Source organism: Brevundimonas kwangchunensis (assembly GCF_039523815.1).
Taxonomy (GTDB): domain Bacteria; phylum Pseudomonadota; class Alphaproteobacteria; order Caulobacterales; family Caulobacteraceae; genus Brevundimonas; species Brevundimonas kwangchunensis.
Genome location: NZ_BAAAGA010000001.1, coordinates 677,146 through 692,411, shown reverse-complemented (window position 1 = coordinate 692,411; position 15,266 = coordinate 677,146). Strand labels below are relative to the sequence as shown.

Sequence of the window (15,266 nt, the reverse complement as noted above, 5' to 3'; positions counted from 1 at the left end):
CCTAGCGGCGGGCGTCGTTCGAAGCGCCGGTGACGGCGCTGCCGGCGGCCGAGACGTCGCGGCCGACGCCGGCGACGGTGTTGCAGGCCGAGACGGCCAGAGCGGCGGCGACAAGCGTGAGCGTGATGATCTTTTTCATTGGGCTATCCCCGTTTGGTGTTGAACCTTCGCCGTAAACGCCAAGCGTGGCCGTGGGTTGCATGGCCAAGATCGGGGACGATCTGCTAGATCGCTGGCATGACCCAGCCCGCGAACACCGCCGCCCGCCGTCTCGTCGAAACCCTCGTCATGAACGGGGTCGATCGCGTCTTCTGCGTTCCCGGCGAAAGCTATCTGGCCGTGCTGGACGCACTGGCCGATGTCCGCGACCGGATTCAGGTCATCGCCTGTCGCCACGAGGCCGGCGCCGCCAACATGGCCGAGGCCTACGGCAAGCTGACGGGCAAGCCGGGTGTCTGCATGGTCACCCGCGGCCCGGGCGCGACCCATGCCTCGATCGGGGTGCACACCGCCCATCAGGATTCCACGCCGATGATCCTGTTCGTCGGCCAGATCGCCTTGACCGACCGCGGTCGCGGCGCCTTCCAGGAGGTCGACTACCGTGAGGTGTTCGGCGGCCTGGCCAAATGGTCGACCGAGCTGGAGAGCCCGTCGCGCACAGTCGAGGTGGTCGAGCGTGCCTTCGCCACGGCGCTGCAGGGCCGCATGGGGCCGGTGGTCGTGGCTCTACCCGAGGACATCCTGCACGACGACGGCGGCCCGGCGCCCGTGCGCCCGGTGGTTCCGGCGAAAGCCGCGCTGGACGCCGCCTTCGTCGAACAGGTGCGCGAGCGCCTGTCGAAGTCCGAGCGCCCGCTGCTGGTGCTGGGCGGTTCGGGCTGGACCGACGAGGCCGCCGGCGCGATCGGCGACTGGGCCGAGCGGATCGGCCTGCCGGTCTCCCTGTCGTTCCGCCGCAAGGACATCCTGTCCAACGACCGTCCGAACTATGCCGGCGATCTGGGTCTCGGCTGCAATCCGAAGCTGACCGCGCGGGCCAAGGCGGCGGACCTGATCATCGCCATCGGCGCGCGCCTGGGCGAGAACCCTACCCAAGGCTACACCCTGCTGGACCGGACGAAGACCGCCGAGACCCTGATCCACATTCATCCGGGCGCGGAGGAACTGGGGCGGGTGTGGGCTCCGCTGCTGAGCGCCACGGCCGACAACTCGCTGGCGGCGCTGGCCCTCGCCTCGATCGATCCGGGCCGCAAATGGAAGGCCGAGGCCGATCAGGCCCATGCCGACTATCAGGCCTTCTCGACGCCCGTGTCGGTGACCGGCGCGGTCAACATGAGCGAGTGCATGGCGCACCTCGGTGAGATCCTGCCGCCGACCGCCATCGTCACCAACGGCGCCGGGAACTTCGCCGCCTGGCTGCATCGCTTCTATCGCCACCGCGCCTGCCGCACCCAGCTGGCCCCGACCTCGGGCGCCATGGGCTACGGTTATCCGGCGGCGCTGGCGGCCAAGAGCCTTCATCCGGATGCGGACGTGATCTGCATCGCCGGCGACGGCGACTATCTGATGACCGGGCAGGAGATCGCCACGGCGGTCCAGTACGGCATCAACGCCGTCGTCGTGATCGTCGACAACGGCACCTACGGCACCATCCGCATGCACCAGGAAACCCACTATCCGGGCGCCCAGCGGGTCATCGCCACGGATCTGAAGAACCCCGATTTCGTGAAGTACGCCGAGGCCTTCGGCGCCTTCGGCATCCGCTGCGAGCGGACCGAGGACTTCCCGGCGGCGCTTCAGGCCGCCCGGAACGCCGGACGGCCCGCGGTCGTTCACCTGATCACCTCGGCCGAGGATATCGCGCCCCTGCGCACCATCACCGGCCTGCGCTCGTAACAGGACGCTCCCCCATGCGCACCGTCGCCCTCGCCTGCTCCGCCCTCGTCCTGACCGCCTGCGCCAGCACGCCGGAACCGGGTCCGGGCGGCGGTGGCGGACAGGAGACGAACCAGAACGACTGCGCGGTGATCGCGGCGGTGGCGAAGGAGCACTACCAGTTCGGCCCGAACAACGTGCCGCCGCCTCTTTGGCTATTTAGCGAGGCCGGCGACTGGTCCCCGCGCTGCGACTGGAGCCGTTACGGCGTCAGCTTCCCCCGCACCTTCGACCCCGACGCGCCCCGCGCTCAGGGCGAGCGCGTGCAGTGGGTGCAGTTCCGCAAGCCGGTCTATGACGGCGCCGGCGCGACCATCGAAGCCGGCATCCTGCACGGACCGCTGGCGGGTATGGGCGTGGAGTGCCGCGTGGTCTCCGGCATCGCCGGCTGGACCCTCGCGGACCAGTGCCGGAACACCTGGATTTCGTAAGGGCTATTCCCGCGGCGGGGCGGTTTCCGTCCAGCAGGGCATCAGCGCGGCGAGGACCTCGCCGGTCAGTGGGGCGATCGGCGAACCCGAGTTCGCGGTGATGTCGATCCTGTCGCTGTACCTCGCGCCCTCGAACAGGGCGCGCATCCGCAGACGATAGGTGTTGTCGTGAAGATAGCCGCCGCCGAAATCGACATCCGACGCCGGTCCTGACGGGTCCGGGAGCGCAGGCACGCGGGGCCTCAGCGTCGGCAGGCCCGCAATGCGGTCCAGAGCCTCCTGCACGGCCGGGCATTCACGCGAGTCGGCGAAGCGTTCGATGGTCCCTCGATTGTGCCTGGCGCGGAGGCGCGCGAACCAGACGGGGCGTCGGGACGAGTCATCCCTGATCCATGTCCAGCCAAATGCAACCGACACCGAAGTCCAGCGCATGTCGGCCCTGGCCGCCAACTCCACCACCGGCGATGTCCAGCCCAGATCGTCTGTTGCGCCGCGATCGACGAACTCGACGACGTTCTCCCGATGGGTGTCGGTTATCGGCGGAACGAGCGTGTTCAGCCGCAGCAGGGGATGGGGCTCTGCTGTCTGCGGGGCGCCGGACAGGGCCAGCGATAACGCGAGGGTGCTCAGCATGACGATCTCCTGTGCGGACAGGGTTGGCCGCAGGCGGCAGGATCGTCAACGCCTCTGGTGACGCGGTCACCCACGCCGCCTATGTTCGCCGCATGACCGACGCCGCGCCCGAAACCCAAGACCGACCGCTCACCCAGGACGGCCCCGCCGTGCGGCTCTGGATGATCGACGCCTCGGCCTACATCTTCCGGGCCTACCACGCCCTGCCGCCCCTGACGCGCAAGTCGGACGGCCTGCCGGTCGGCGCCGTGCAGGGCTATTGCAACATGCTGTGGAAGCTCCTGCGCGACATGAAAGGCTCTGACGGGCCGACCCATCTGGTGGCCATCTTCGACCACTCCGAGAAGACGTTCCGCAATGCCCTTTACGACCAGTACAAGGCGCACCGGCCGCCGCCGCCCGAGGACCTGATCCCGCAGTTCCCGCTGGTTCGCGAGGCGACGGCGGCGTTCGGCGTGCACTGCGTCGAGCTGCCCGGCTACGAGGCCGATGACCTGATCGCCACCTATGCCTGCCGCGCGAGGGATGCGGGCGGTGAGGCGGTCATCGTCTCCAGCGACAAGGACCTGATGCAGCTGATCGGCCCGTCGGTGGTCATGTGGGACCCGATGAAGGACCGCCGCCTCGCCGAGCCCGAGGTGTTCGAGAAGTTCGGTGTCGGGCCGGAGAAGATGATCGACCTGCAGGCGCTGATCGGCGACAGCGTCGACAACGTCCCCGGCGCGCCGGGCATCGGCCCCAAGACGGCGGCCCAGTTGCTGGACGAGTACGGCGATCTGGACACGCTGCTTGAGCGGGCCGGTGAGATCAAACAGCCCAAGCGCCGCGAGACCCTGGTCAATTTCGCCGACCAGATCCGCCTGAGCCGCGAGCTGGTGAAGCTGACCTGCGATGCCCCGGCCCCCGAGCCGATCGAGGACTTCGCCGTGCGCGATCCTGATCCGGAGATGCTGGGCGCCTTCCTGGAGAAGATGGAGTTCCGCTCGCTGCGCAACCGGGTCGGGGACGGCAAGGCGCCGACCAGCGAGACCTCGGCCTTTGCACCCAAGCGGCCGGCGGCCTTTACCGCCCCGGTCCTGACGCCGCGCTACGCCCCGTCCGGGCCGACGACGCCGGTGGAGGCCCAGACCTTCGACCACGAGGCCTATGTCTGCGTGCAGACGCTGGAGGAGCTGGACGCGTGGATCGCGCGGGCGACCGAGGCGGGGGTGGTCGGGTTCGACACCGAGACGGACGCCCTGAGCGCCACCCATGCCGGGCTGTGCGGGGTGTCCCTGGCGATCGGGCCCAACGACGCCTGCTATGTGCCCCTGACCCATGAGTGGGAGCCGGCGGCGGGCGGGGGCGGGCTCGACTTCGGGGACCAGCCGGACACCCGCGAGCCCCTGACCCAGATCGACAAGGCGACCGCTCTGTCGCGTTTGCGTAATTTGTTGGAAAACCCGGCCGTTCTGAAAGTGATGCAGAACGGAAAGTACGACATCGCCGTGATGGCCCGACGGGGCATTACGGTGGCTCCGTACGACGACACCATGCTGATCAGCTACGTCCTGGAGGGCGGGCTGCACGGGCATGGCATGGACGAACTGGCCCGCCTGCATCTGGGGCACGAGCCGATTCCGTTCAAGACCGTGGCGGGCACGGGCAAGAGCCAGAAGAGCTTCAAACACGTCGAGCTGAAACCGGCCACGTCCTATGCGGCCGAGGACGCCGACGTGACCCTGCGCCTGTGGCGCATCCTGAAGTCGCAGCTGGCGGAACAGGGCCTCGTCACCGTCTACGAGACCCTGGAGCGCGGCATGCCCGCGACCCTGGCAGGCATGGAGCGCGAGGGCGTCCGCGTCGACCCCGACCGCCTGCGCCGCCTCTCCAGCGAGTTCGGCATGCGCATGGCCGAGCTGGAGGAAAAGGCCCACGCCCTGGCCGGCCGGCCGTTCAACGTCGGCAGCCCCCGCCAGATCGGCGACATCCTGTTCGGCGAGATGAACCTGCCCGGCGGCAAGAAGACCGCCTCGGGCCAGTGGGGCACCGAGGCCTCGACGCTGGAGACCCTGGCCGAGTCCCACGAGCTGCCGCGTGTCCTGCTGGACTGGCGCCAGCTCTCCAAGCTGAAGGGCACATACACGGACGCCCTGATCGAGGCCGCCGACCCCACAACCGACCGCGTCCACACCTCCTACCAGCTGGCCGCCGCCACCACCGGCCGCCTGGCCTCCAGCGACCCCAACCTGCAGAACATCCCGATCCGCACCGGCACCGGCCGCCAGATCCGGCAGGCCTTCATCGCCGGCCCGGGCAATGTCCTGATCAGCGCCGACTACAGCCAGATCGAGCTCCGCCTGCTGGCCCACATCGGCGACATCCCCGAGCTGAAACGCGCCTTCAAGGCCGGGCAGGACATCCACGCCGCCACCGCCAGCGAGATGTTCAATGTGCCGCTGGACCAGATGGACCCCGAGACCCGCCGCCGGGCCAAGGCCATCAATTTCGGCATCGTCTACGGCATCAGCGCCTTCGGCCTGGCCAACCAGCTGGGCATCGACCAGGGCGAGGCCGGCGCCTACATCAAGACCTATTTCGAGCGCTTCCCCGGCATCCGCTCATACATGGACGCCACGAAAACACAGGTGCGCGAGACCGGCCAGGTCTCCACCCTGTTCGGCCGCCGCATCCACATCCCGGCCATCCACTCCAAATCGGCCGCCGAGCGCAGCTTCGGCGAACGCGCCGCCATCAACGCCCCCATCCAGGGCGCCGCCGCCGACATCATCCGCCGCGCCATGATCCGCATGCCTGCCGCCCTGGCCGACGCCGGGCTGGCAGACGTGAAGATGCTGCTGCAGGTCCACGACGAACTGGTCTTTGAGGCCCCCGAGGGTCTGGCCGATCAGGCGATCGCGGTGATCAAGCGCGTGATGGAGGGGGCGGCGGAACCGGCCGTCGCGCTGACCGTGCCGCTGGTGGTCGATGCGCGGGCGGCGGGGAACTGGGATGAGGCGCACTAGGTCGCGCTTCGCGACCTGATGCTTCTCTTGGAGGGCGATAACGCAAGCGACGCGGCCGCTCGCTGCCTGAGCACCCAGAGCCCAATCAGCGCCGAAACAGATTGATGCGGATCGATCTCCCGAACAGCCCTTCGCTCCAAGACGAGATGACGTCCTTCGCCTTGAGCCATCGCGCCAGTTCGAGATTCTGATCGTTCATATCCAATATGGGGATGTGGTGCCCTGTGCTGATTTCCGAGAACGGTCTCGGCAGCTGAGACAGGATCTCACGAGTGACGTCTTTGTCGAACGACGCTTGGAACGTGTTGAACAAAGCGATTTGGGTGGCGGGTGTCGAACCTGCCAGAATGACTGCCTGTGCAGCCGTCGCATCAAGCATTGGAACGTCTTCTGCCTCGGTCGCCGCGATAATTTCGCCGACGGCGCGCGCACGCGACGGCAGGCTAGAAAGCGTCGACAGGTCCATTGACCGGACAATCGAAAGTTTTTGTTCTCCTGGAATGTTTGAACCGAGCAATTTCTCTCGGAAATCGTCGTCGACCGAATACGAACCTGCGTCTGCAAGGTACACATCGATCTGGTCTGCGACGAAGAGGAGTTGGAGGTCCGCGTACGGGCCCAGTCGATCAAAAGCCTCGGGCGACAGAGACACCGCCCCGTCTTCGACCAAAATTCGCAGTTTCTGCTCGCTGATATTCTCTGGGAACGTCCGGAACTTCCTCGGCAGTAGTTTAATGTAGGTCCTGTACGCATCCTCGCCGAGGCCTTCGTCCTCGATCAGGAACTTGCGCAGATCCAGTGCCACCTCGCCATCAGGAACTGGCTGCCTCCCAAGTGCGTCCAGCGTAGCGGTCTGATTTAGATAGGTGGTGAGAATCTCAGCATCGAACGCCTCGCTCTTAAGGAAGGCGATGCAGTTCGCCCACACTGGCTCGATCCGACCGAGTTGGACAATCAGTGGGTGGAGCCTGTCGGGTGTCCCGGCCAAGGAGGGTAGAAGCGCCGTCTGCTGCGTAAGGAAGGCAGCGATGTCGTCGTCGTCTAACCCCTCGTGAGCAATCGCGGCGATGATTGCGGGGACGTCTTCTTCAGAATTGCCGTCAAGTCTGAGAAGGACGTTTTTGAAGTATTCTACGAAGCGTTTCTCGATATTGGACCGAAGTAAATCACTATCTGTACGGAGCGCCGTAGAGTAGTTTTGAGTTGCCAATGCTTCTGTCTCGTGGAGGCCCAGCACAGAGCTGAATACGAAGTTCAAGTTCGCGGGAGTGAGGCTATATAGCCCCATCTCAAACAGAAAACGGGCAACGCCTGGGAAGTTCTCTATCGAGGATAGGTCGGAGATTTCGATGTTGAGAAGCGCGAGCTTGTCGGGATCTACATCAATGCCAAGCGAGAGAATAGACGGCAGGTTGGCGGACACATACTCCGAAAGCGTCGGATGCCAATCCGGCATGGTTTGAAGGACCGATGACGGCAAGCGCGCCACAAGGTTCGCGACGTGCTCCAGGCTGTTGGGACTAACGAGTACCGTTGGGACGAACTCCGGCCACGCCTCCGTGAGTTTGCCGAGGAGCGTCGGGACTTCGACGCCGCTCGAATAGTAGGTCGCCAAGAACGCTTCGCTCTGCTCGAAATGGCCGGAGATGAAATCGACTGCTCGTGTCGTTTCACTCGCATAGAGGGGTGGATCGCTGAGGAGGCAGTCGACGATTTTAACGTTGAGGACGTATGCTTGCCCAAAGTCATCTTCTCGCATCGCCGCGATGACTTCTTTGGGGTTATCGATTTGGAAGTCTGATGCCGGATTGGAGAAGCCGCGAATTTGAATCAGGAACTTGTTGTCGTTTGGCGATAAGCGGCCTTTGTGGAACAGAGACGTGTACTGATAGTAGGTGTCATCGAGAAAGCCTTCGAAAACTAAGAACTTGGCGAGGCGACTATCCTCGCCGAGTTCATCAAAATGGGTGTCGAAAGCTGATGGGCTGAGCCGGACAATTTCGTTGAATTTGGCGGTTCGTAAGCTGGAGATCTGGGTCCTTAGATCTTGAATTATCTTTGAGTTCAGGACCCTGTTTTGGGTCGATTTGGCTTGAATCTCTTCCTTGCGCTCTCTGTAGCTACGGCTCGGATCGATCTCGCTTTGAAGACCGGAAATATCGACACTGTTCCTGTTGCCGTGCACGTCCCAATAATAGATGCGTTGGGCTTCAATGATGCTCTCGAAGAGATCGTGCCTTGACAGTTCCGACAGGCTCACAGGCGACGCGTCTACGCCCACCCTCGTTGTCATCGCTGGAAGCTTTTCGATCAGGCTCATCGCATATAGACGGGCGAGCTCCTGCATATCTGCGGGTACCTGTCGTTGCGCGCGGTCGGAGAGGTCTTCGAGATCGGAGATCTCGTCCTTGAGTTGGGATTCTCCGAGCGTGATCAGTTCATCGTGACGGTTTAGGATTCCGGCGAGGACGCCTCTCCCACGGTGCAGATTTTCGAAGTCCTGAGGGAAGACATTTTTGTAGATAAGAACCGCAAGAAGCTTGTTTGGATCGAGCACCTTGTCTTCGCTTGTCTCGAGGCTCGCAATGTAAACGGCGTATTCATTGAATATGTTCTGGATCAGCCGTAGATCATTTAGATAACGAGAAACTTCCCTGAGGAACTGGCGGTCTAAAGGTTCAGCTAGAGTGAGGCGTTCTTCCTGCTCTAAAACCTTATCGATCGAGTTCGAAGAGTTGATGATCGGTATGACGGGTACAATGAATTCAAAGAACTTTGTTCTGTCTGTGTTGATGAACATGTCATCGCGGAGCGCATAAAGAAACCGTATCTTTCGCTTGACGCCCACATTCGCATTTATGAGGCTGTTTATCTCCCTAAGGGTGACAAAAACTTCAGTATTATTGAACCGATCAAGATCTTCTATAATCACCAATTCATATTTTGTGGACTGGAAGAAATATATAATCTCATCCAAGTGACGGTTCAGAATTGACTCTTGAGTGGCGGCAATTGGAGTTATCTCTATATCTTTCAAAGAGATACTTTTTAATGATATGCCAAAGCTTGCGATGTAAAAATAATGAACAGAAAACCACAAGAACGATAGGCCTGCACATAGAAAAGCTAGGTGATGCAAATTTCCGATTGTTATTGGAAAAATATACTCTCCACTCAAGATTGAGCTAATGTTCAAGAATAATTGCCAGCAGGAGAAAATCCCTGCCAGAATGAAGAGTGATATGCCTAATGCGCTTTTTCCGGGCGTGTTGATCCGCTTGAAGCGAGAGAGAGGCAGCTTGTTCGCATCAGCGCCGTAAAGCATCTGCTGGAGAATGCTTCTTTCGATCTCCTGTTTGCTGACATGACCGCTCTCTGACGTCGCCTCGGGCAGGAATGCAGCAAGCGATATCTGAAGAACCGGCTTCCCGTAGTTCACTCGGAATGACTCAATGATGCTGCTTTTGCCTGAGCCATAAGGACCAGTCAGCGCGATGTTCGACACCCGAGGATTGCTCGTCGCGTAAAGTAGCGCTTTTGAGTAGACGCCGGTCTCGTCTGCTTGGTCTGTCGGAGCAAGATCGACATAGGCGGATCGGTTGCCGTCGGGCATATCCATGCGACCTGGCGGGGCGTCGATGCCTCGACCTAAGTCACTTCCCCTGAGTGACATGGAGCCAGCGAGCCAAGTCGCGAGCGCCAGCCGAAGTTTGCGGATCCGCCAGCCAATCCCAGTTTTCATGAACCCCTCACACAAGCTATTTTCCCAGCTGCTTCGTCATCGATCAATATGAAACTAGAGGACGATCGCCTGCTAACTCGTCACAACCAATAGGGGAGCGGATTGTGTGTGGTTGCTGGTGGTCTGCCAATGCCGGCTTTTGGCGCATGAAAGCCGATGACCTTGGCTATCTACGCCCTGCTCTTGCAGCCGTTATCTCCACTTAGCGTCCAAGGCGGCTGCGCGCCGGCCGGGGTGGGAACGGGTCTCTGGCGGGGTCGGTTGTCTCTTCATCTGCTTGAGGAGAGCGACATGACGGATGCGACCAACAGCCCTGATCCCGTGCCGGTGGAGGATGACGATACCGCGTGGCCGGATCCGGTCGGGCCGGAGGGGGACGACGAGGTTCTGGAGAAGGATGAGGCGGATCGGAAGATCGATCGGCTGATCGGGGAGGAGGCGTCGGCCTTGCCGACGCCGGATTGAGGGGACCCCTCCACCATGCTTCGCATGGTCCCCCTCCCCGCTGCGCGGAGAGGTGAGGGTTGGGGGTGAGCGTGTGGCTGGCGCCCCTCCACCACCGGCTGCGCCGGCGGTCCCCCTCCCCCAAAAGGGGGGAAGAATGGGAGGAAATGGAGCTGTAATTACAACTTCAACTTCGACTGAAAACTACAACTTGGCCGCCCACTCGGCGTAGGGGGTGTTCTTCGCCAGGTGGCGGTTGAGGTCGGGGCTGCCGTCGGTCCACCAGACCGGGCCGCGTTCGCCCAGGGCGAGCTTGGCGGCGTGGACGCGGGCGCGGGCCTCGGGGAGGGCGGCGCCGGACTTCAGGGCGAGGCGGACGGCGCTGCGGGCGCTCATCAGCTCATGCACCAGGGCGTCGCGACGCTCGGGCGACAGGCTCGGGTTGGAGGTGCGCCACAGCCGGCCGCGGACGAGGAAGTAACGGCCGTCGGGGGTGGTGGGGTATTTCATGGGCGTGGGCGGCGACGGGCGCGGACGCCGAGCCAGCTGGTCAAAAGGGCCAGGGCGATGCCGGCGATCCAGAGGCCGTGCTCGATCCACTGCGGACCCTCGAGCATGTCGGTGACGATGCCGCCGGCGAACAGCGCCATGGCCGCGACGCCGAGGATCTTTTCGGTGCGGGTGATGCGCGGGCCGCGGGGTTCGTGCAGGTCGGTCATCGGAGGAGTGTGCAGGGGTGTGGGGTGGAGTGAAAGAGGGGTGTGTGCGTCTGCAAACCCCTCCACCATGCTGCGCATGGTCCCCCTCCCCACCTTCGGTGGAGAGGTGAGGGGTGAGCTTGGGGCTGGCCCCCTCCACCATCGGCTTTGCCGATGGTCCGGTCGTCGGAACGCCTCCGGCGTCCCTTCCTCCACCCCCGAAGGGGAGGATAAGCGCAGAGCTCTTGCCGCTGTCATTGGGTTTGCGGGGCGAAAGGGCGTTTTGGTCAGCAGGGGTCCGGGCGGGGTTAGACTCTGCGGATGGACCAGATCGAGACGACAGCGAAGACAAAGTGCGGCGCGCGGAGCAAGCTGAGCGAGCGGCGGTGGGAAAACCTGTTTCGCAAGGATGCGGAGGGGGTGTCTCGCAAGGCGCTGGCGCGGGCGTACGGGGTGACGGTGGGGACCATCGCCTGGCAGGCGCGCAAGCGGGCGAAGCTGAAGGGGCAGACGGTCGGGGCGGTGGACCGGCGGCGGCGGCCGACCGGCGGCTGGCCCGAGGATCATGTCTTCACCCAGAGCCGCAGCGGGATGACGCCGGCGCTGTGGGAGGACTGTCTGGAGCGCTATCTGGGCGGGGTGAGCACGGCGGAGCTGGCGCGGATGTACGGGGTCTCGGTGGGGGCGATTCAGCACAACGCGAAGAGGCTGAAGATGCGCAAGACGGACTGGCCCGGCGCCGCCGTCTATCGTCCGCGCGGGTCAGAGGCCCACAATCCGGTCAACCTGTACCTGCGGATGGTGAAGATCGACCTGTATGACGCCCTGCGGATGCGCGAGAGCTTCGGCGAGGCGATGATCGCGGCGATCAAGGACGAGGACTGGAACGCCGTGCGCGAGCTGATGCGGGTGCAGACCGGGGCGATGCGGATGGCGCGCGGGATGGACTGGTTGTGGAACCGGCGGCATTCCTCCCTCCCCCGAGGGGGCGGAACTCTGTAGAGGAGGCCCCATGAAGATCATCGATGTTCTGATCGTCGGCGCGGGCGCGGCCGGGATGATGTGCGCGATCGAGGCCGGGCGGCGGGGGCGGTCGGTGCGGGTGGTCGACCATGCCTCGAAGCCGGGCGAGAAGATCCGCATCTCGGGCGGCGGGCGGTGCAACTTCACCAATCTGGAGGGGGACCGGGTCGAGCGGTTTCTGGGCGAGAACCCGCGGTTCGCGACCTCGGCGCTGAAGCGGTACGGGCCGCAGGACTTCATCAAGCGGGTGGATCGGGCGGGCATCGCCTGGCACGAGAAGACGCTGGGGCAGCTGTTCTGTGACGACAGTGCAAAGCAGATTATCCGTATGCTGACGGACGACATGCGCGAGGCGGGCGTGACGCTGTCGCTGGGCCTGTCGGTCGACGGCGTGGAGCGGTCGGGCGACGGGTTCGAGGCGCGGCTGTCGGACGGATCGGTGGTGTGGGCGACTTCGCTGGTGCTGGCGACCGGCGGCAAGTCGATCCCGAAGATGGGGGCGACGGGCTGGGCCTGGGAGACGGCGCGGACGTTCGGGCTGAGGGTCACCGAGACGCGGCCGGGGCTGGTTCCGCTGACGTTCGAGCCGGGGCTGCTGGAGAAGCTGGCGCCGCTGTCGGGACTGTCGGTGGAGGCGGTGATCTCCCACCGGGCCTCAAGTAGCGCGGAGCGCGGTAGGCCCAACGAAGAGACGGCCTTCGCAGAAGGCATGCTCTTTACGCACCGGGGACTGTCCGGGCCGTCGATCCTGCAGATCAGCTCCTACTGGCGCGAGGGCGAGGCGATCACGGCGCGGATGGCGCCGGGCGAGGATGTCTATGCGAAGCTGAAGGCGGCCAAGGAGGAGAACGGCAAGCAGATGGTGCACACGGCCCTGTCGCACATCGTGCCGCGCCGGCTGGCCGAGAGCGTCTGTGAGCGCGAGGGGGTGAAGGGCAAGCTGGCCGAGGTGGGCGACAAGGTGCTGCGCCGGCTGGACGAGGCGGTGAACGGCTGGACCGTCAAGCCGGTGGGCTCGGAGGGCTATCGCACCGCCGAGGTGACCCTGGGCGGGGTGGCGACGGCCGAGCTGGACCAGCAGACGATGGCCGCGAAGGCCGTGCCGGGGCTGTACGTCATCGGCGAGGCCGTCGACATCACCGGCTGGCTGGGCGGGTATAATTTCCAGTGGGCGTGGTCGTCGGGCTGGGCGGCGGGGCAGCATTGTTAGGGCGCTAACGCTCGCGACGCGGTCGCTCGCTGCTTGAGCGCATTTCTGGCGCTAGCGCTCGTCGCGCGGCGGCTCGCTGCCTGAGCGCGGTTGGTGTATGGAGCCGCCCCATGTTCACCGCCACCGTCCTCACCATGTTTCCGGAAGCGTTTCCGGGGCCGCTCGGCGTGTCGCTGATCGGCACCGCGTGGCGCGAGCGTGGCCTGTGGAGCCTTGAAGCGCTTGACATCCGGGCGTTCTCCGACGATAGGCGCGGCTTCCTGGACGACACCCCCGCGGGTGGCGGCCCGGGAGCCGTGCTCAAAGCGGACGTGGTGGCCCGGGCGCTCGATAGCCTGTCCGGACCGCAGCGGCCGCTTTTGTACATGAGCGCCCGGGGTCGGCCCCTGACCCAGGCGCGCGTGAAGGAATGGGCGAAGGCCGACGGGATCGTCGTGCTGTGCGGCCGTTTCGAAGGGGTGGATCAGCGCGTGCTGGACGCGCGCGGGTTCGAGGAGGTCTCGGTCGGAGACGCGGTTCTCGCCGGCGGCGAGGCGGCGGCGATGGTCGCGATCGAGGCGTGCGTAAGATTGGTCCCCGGCGTGCTCGGCTCAGGCGAAAGCCTGTCGTCCGAAAGCTTCGAGGACGGGCTTCTGGAGCATCCGCAGTACACGCGACCGCGGACGTTCGAGGGGCTGGAGATCCCGGAGGTCCTGTTGTCGGGCGACCATAAAAAGGTCGCTCAATGGCGTCAGGAGCAGCGGGAGACTGCGACGCGGGAACGGCGACCCGACCTCTGGGCCGCCCGCACCGCGAAGGACTGACCACCGCGGGGTTCGCCCCGCCAACTCACAGCTAAAGGGCGCAAAAGCCCGAGGAGAAGAGACATGAACATCCTTCAGCAGATCGCTGCCGAGGAAAAGGCCCGTCTGGTCGAGACGCGCGCCATTCCGGACTTCCAGCCGGGCGACACCCTGCGCGTCAACGTGCGCATCAAGGAAGGTGAGCGCGAGCGCATCCAGGCCTTTGAGGGCGTCTGCATCGCCCGCGCCGGCGGTGGCGTGAACGAGAACTTCACCGTCCGCAAGATTTCGTTCGGCGAGGGCGTGGAACGCGTGTTCCCGATCCTGTCCCCGAACATCGAGAGCATCGAGGTGAAGCGTCGCGGCGTCGTTCGTCGCGCCAAGCTGTACTACCTGCGCGACCGTCGCGGTAAGTCGGCCCGTATCGCCGAGAAGCAGACCGCCCGCGCGCCGAAGGTGGCCGTGCCGGAAACCGGCAAGGCCGAAACTCCGGCTGCCGAGACCGAAGCGTAAGACGCTTTTCGCTCTGCGAATGACAAAAGGCCCCGGTGGAAACGCCGGGGCCTTTTTTCATGCCGGAATGGCGTCGAAGGCCAGGGTCAGCCGCTCCCCGTCGCCGCTGAACGGCTCGGTGCCGTGCCAGAAGAAGGCCGGGAACAGGGCCAGCCGGCCGGGCTGCGGCTCGATCCGGTGCTCGGCCGGCAGTTCGATGTTCGGCCCCAGCTGCGTCGCGCCGAAACGAAGCCAGCCGCCGACGGGCTCGGCGGGCGTGGAATCGGGCACGGCGACGTAGAAGGCCGACGAGATCCAGCCCTGCGGATGCACATGATCGCTGTGCCAGCCGCCGGCGTTCAGCAGCACGGACCACGCCCCCGAGATCGTCGCCGCGCCCGTGTTGGCGGCGCCCATCGGCCCGGCCGGATCGATGCGGGCCACATAGTCGGCGATCGCCTCGCGAATCCGCTCGAAGGTCGCGTCGATGACCGGATCGCCGACCCAGCGGGGGTCGGTGCGGGACTGGATGCCCGCGCGAACCGACTGGCCGAAGGGCTCGGCCTGAAAGCTGTGCAGGCGGTGAAGGGCGGCGGCGAGGTCGCTCAGCCAGACGGTCCGGTCCGACCAGCCAGGGGGTGGAGCAAGGTCGTAGGTCCGGACCATGCGGTCGTAGTCGGATGACTTCACCGCCGACGGATGACCGGCCATTCGTCGGGCGGCGGAGCGGAGGCCCAGCGCGACCTGATCGTGGGGGTGGGTCGCCAGCCATGTCTCAACGTCGTCGAGCACGCCCTGCGCCTGGCCGTGCGCCAGCCGCGCGGTCCAGTGCGCCTGACGGGCCCGGGGCTGATGCGGTTCGAGGGCGGCG

14 protein-coding genes are annotated in these 15,266 nt (G+C 64.7%); 8 read left to right on the top strand and 6 right to left on the bottom strand.

Annotated elements, in window-relative coordinates; translation table 11 throughout:
• Position 1: 1 nt before the first annotated feature.
• Positions 2-139 (bottom strand): entericidin A/B family lipoprotein, encoded by a 138-nt coding sequence (locus tag ABDZ95_RS03325; protein ID WP_343790336.1) that lies wholly within the window; start codon positions 137-139, stop codon positions 2-4.
• Between the two features lie 98 nt (positions 140-237).
• Between ABDZ95_RS03325 and ABDZ95_RS03320 the strand changes: the two genes are divergently transcribed.
• Both ABDZ95_RS03320 and ABDZ95_RS03315 read left to right on the top strand, forming a co-directional pair.
• A complete protein-coding gene (locus ABDZ95_RS03320) occupies positions 238-1,896 on the top strand; it encodes a thiamine pyrophosphate-binding protein (protein ID WP_343790333.1) in 1,659 nt (552 codons plus the stop codon).
• Between the two features lie 14 nt (positions 1,897-1,910).
• Positions 1,911-2,366, top strand: coding sequence for a hypothetical protein (locus ABDZ95_RS03315; RefSeq protein WP_343790330.1), 456 nt, complete (start codon positions 1,911-1,913; stop codon positions 2,364-2,366).
• A gap of 3 nt (positions 2,367-2,369) precedes the next feature.
• Here ABDZ95_RS03315 and ABDZ95_RS03310 read toward each other — a convergent pair whose 3' ends face one another.
• A complete protein-coding gene (locus ABDZ95_RS03310) occupies positions 2,370-2,999 on the bottom strand; it encodes a hypothetical protein (protein ID WP_343790328.1) in 630 nt (209 codons plus the stop codon).
• A 92-nt stretch (positions 3,000-3,091) separates the two neighbouring features.
• Between ABDZ95_RS03310 and polA the strand changes: the two genes are divergently transcribed.
• Complete coding sequence (gene polA / locus ABDZ95_RS03305) at positions 3,092-6,004, top strand: DNA polymerase I (protein ID WP_343791224.1); 2,913 nt, start codon at positions 3,092-3,094, stop codon at positions 6,002-6,004.
• Positions 6,005-6,089: 85 nt separating this feature from the next.
• Here polA and ABDZ95_RS03300 read toward each other — a convergent pair whose 3' ends face one another.
• Complete coding sequence (locus ABDZ95_RS03300; protein ID WP_343790325.1) at positions 6,090-9,746, bottom strand: YobI family P-loop NTPase; 3,657 nt, start codon at positions 9,744-9,746, stop codon at positions 6,090-6,092.
• Positions 9,747-10,037: 291 nt separating this feature from the next.
• On the opposite strand from ABDZ95_RS03300, the gene ABDZ95_RS03295 reads away from it, so the two are divergent.
• Positions 10,038-10,211: a hypothetical protein gene (locus ABDZ95_RS03295; RefSeq protein ID WP_343790322.1), complete on the top strand. Its 174-nt coding sequence runs from the start codon at positions 10,038-10,040 to the stop codon at positions 10,209-10,211.
• A 183-nt stretch (positions 10,212-10,394) separates the two neighbouring features.
• Here the strand turns inward: ABDZ95_RS03295 and ABDZ95_RS03290 are convergent, their stop codons facing one another.
• Complete coding sequence (locus ABDZ95_RS03290; RefSeq protein WP_343790319.1) at positions 10,395-10,700, bottom strand: hypothetical protein; 306 nt, start codon at positions 10,698-10,700, stop codon at positions 10,395-10,397.
• The gene (locus ABDZ95_RS03285; protein WP_343790316.1) at positions 10,697-10,909 is read right to left on the bottom strand and encodes a hypothetical protein; all 213 of its coding nucleotides are present in this window, start codon (positions 10,907-10,909) and stop codon (positions 10,697-10,699) included. The genes ABDZ95_RS03290 and ABDZ95_RS03285 overlap by 4 nt, the downstream gene beginning before the upstream one ends.
• Positions 10,910-11,209: 300 nt before the next feature.
• Here ABDZ95_RS03285 and ABDZ95_RS03280 point away from each other — a divergent pair, with 300 nt between their 5' ends.
• From ABDZ95_RS03280 to rplS, 4 genes are all read left to right on the top strand, one after another.
• Positions 11,210-11,890 (top strand): hypothetical protein, encoded by a 681-nt coding sequence (locus ABDZ95_RS03280; protein WP_343790313.1) that lies wholly within the window; start codon positions 11,210-11,212, stop codon positions 11,888-11,890.
• Positions 11,891-11,900: 10 nt separating this feature from the next.
• Complete coding sequence (locus ABDZ95_RS03275; protein WP_343790309.1) at positions 11,901-13,121, top strand: BaiN/RdsA family NAD(P)/FAD-dependent oxidoreductase; 1,221 nt, start codon at positions 11,901-11,903, stop codon at positions 13,119-13,121.
• Between the two features lie 110 nt (positions 13,122-13,231).
• Entirely contained in the window at positions 13,232-13,924 is a 693-nt protein-coding gene (gene trmD, locus ABDZ95_RS03270; RefSeq protein WP_343790307.1) for a tRNA (guanosine(37)-N1)-methyltransferase TrmD, read from the top strand.
• A gap of 63 nt (positions 13,925-13,987) precedes the next feature.
• Positions 13,988-14,416, top strand: coding sequence for a 50S ribosomal protein L19 (gene rplS / locus ABDZ95_RS03265; protein WP_343790304.1), 429 nt, complete (start codon positions 13,988-13,990; stop codon positions 14,414-14,416).
• Positions 14,417-14,473: 57 nt separating this feature from the next.
• Here the strand turns inward: rplS and ABDZ95_RS15335 are convergent, their stop codons facing one another.
• Positions 14,474-14,812, bottom strand: a complete 339-nt coding sequence (locus ABDZ95_RS15335; protein WP_425542959.1) for a putative 2OG-Fe(II) oxygenase — start codon at positions 14,810-14,812, stop codon at positions 14,474-14,476.
• Positions 14,813-15,266: the final 454 nt, after the last annotated feature.

What these genes read in the sequence shown, in the direction of transcription:
- ABDZ95_RS03325 (WP_343790336.1), bottom strand. Translation starts at nt 139, where the DNA reads ATGAAAAAGATCATCACGCTCACGCTTGTCGCCGCCGCTCTGGCCGTC.
- ABDZ95_RS03320 (WP_343790333.1), top strand. Translation starts at nt 238, where the DNA reads ATGACCCAGCCCGCGAACACCGCCGCCCGCCGTCTCGTCGAAACCCTC.
- ABDZ95_RS03315 (WP_343790330.1), top strand. Translation starts at nt 1,911, where the DNA reads ATGCGCACCGTCGCCCTCGCCTGCTCCGCCCTCGTCCTGACCGCCTGC.
- ABDZ95_RS03310 (WP_343790328.1), bottom strand. Translation starts at nt 2,999, where the DNA reads ATGCTGAGCACCCTCGCGTTATCGCTGGCCCTGTCCGGCGCCCCGCAG.
- polA (WP_343791224.1), top strand. Translation starts at nt 3,092, where the DNA reads ATGACCGACGCCGCGCCCGAAACCCAAGACCGACCGCTCACCCAGGAC.
- ABDZ95_RS03300 (WP_343790325.1), bottom strand. Translation starts at nt 9,746, where the DNA reads ATGAAAACTGGGATTGGCTGGCGGATCCGCAAACTTCGGCTGGCGCTC.
- ABDZ95_RS03295 (WP_343790322.1), top strand. Translation starts at nt 10,038, where the DNA reads ATGACGGATGCGACCAACAGCCCTGATCCCGTGCCGGTGGAGGATGAC.
- ABDZ95_RS03290 (WP_343790319.1), bottom strand. Translation starts at nt 10,700, where the DNA reads ATGAAATACCCCACCACCCCCGACGGCCGTTACTTCCTCGTCCGCGGC.
- ABDZ95_RS03285 (WP_343790316.1), bottom strand. Translation starts at nt 10,909, where the DNA reads ATGACCGACCTGCACGAACCCCGCGGCCCGCGCATCACCCGCACCGAA.
- ABDZ95_RS03280 (WP_343790313.1), top strand. Translation starts at nt 11,210, where the DNA reads ATGGACCAGATCGAGACGACAGCGAAGACAAAGTGCGGCGCGCGGAGC.
- ABDZ95_RS03275 (WP_343790309.1), top strand. Translation starts at nt 11,901, where the DNA reads ATGAAGATCATCGATGTTCTGATCGTCGGCGCGGGCGCGGCCGGGATG.
- trmD (WP_343790307.1), top strand. Translation starts at nt 13,232, where the DNA reads ATGTTCACCGCCACCGTCCTCACCATGTTTCCGGAAGCGTTTCCGGGG.
- rplS (WP_343790304.1), top strand. Translation starts at nt 13,988, where the DNA reads ATGAACATCCTTCAGCAGATCGCTGCCGAGGAAAAGGCCCGTCTGGTC.
- ABDZ95_RS15335 (WP_425542959.1), bottom strand. Translation starts at nt 14,812, where the DNA reads ATGGGCGCCGCCAACACGGGCGCGGCGACGATCTCGGGGGCGTGGTCC.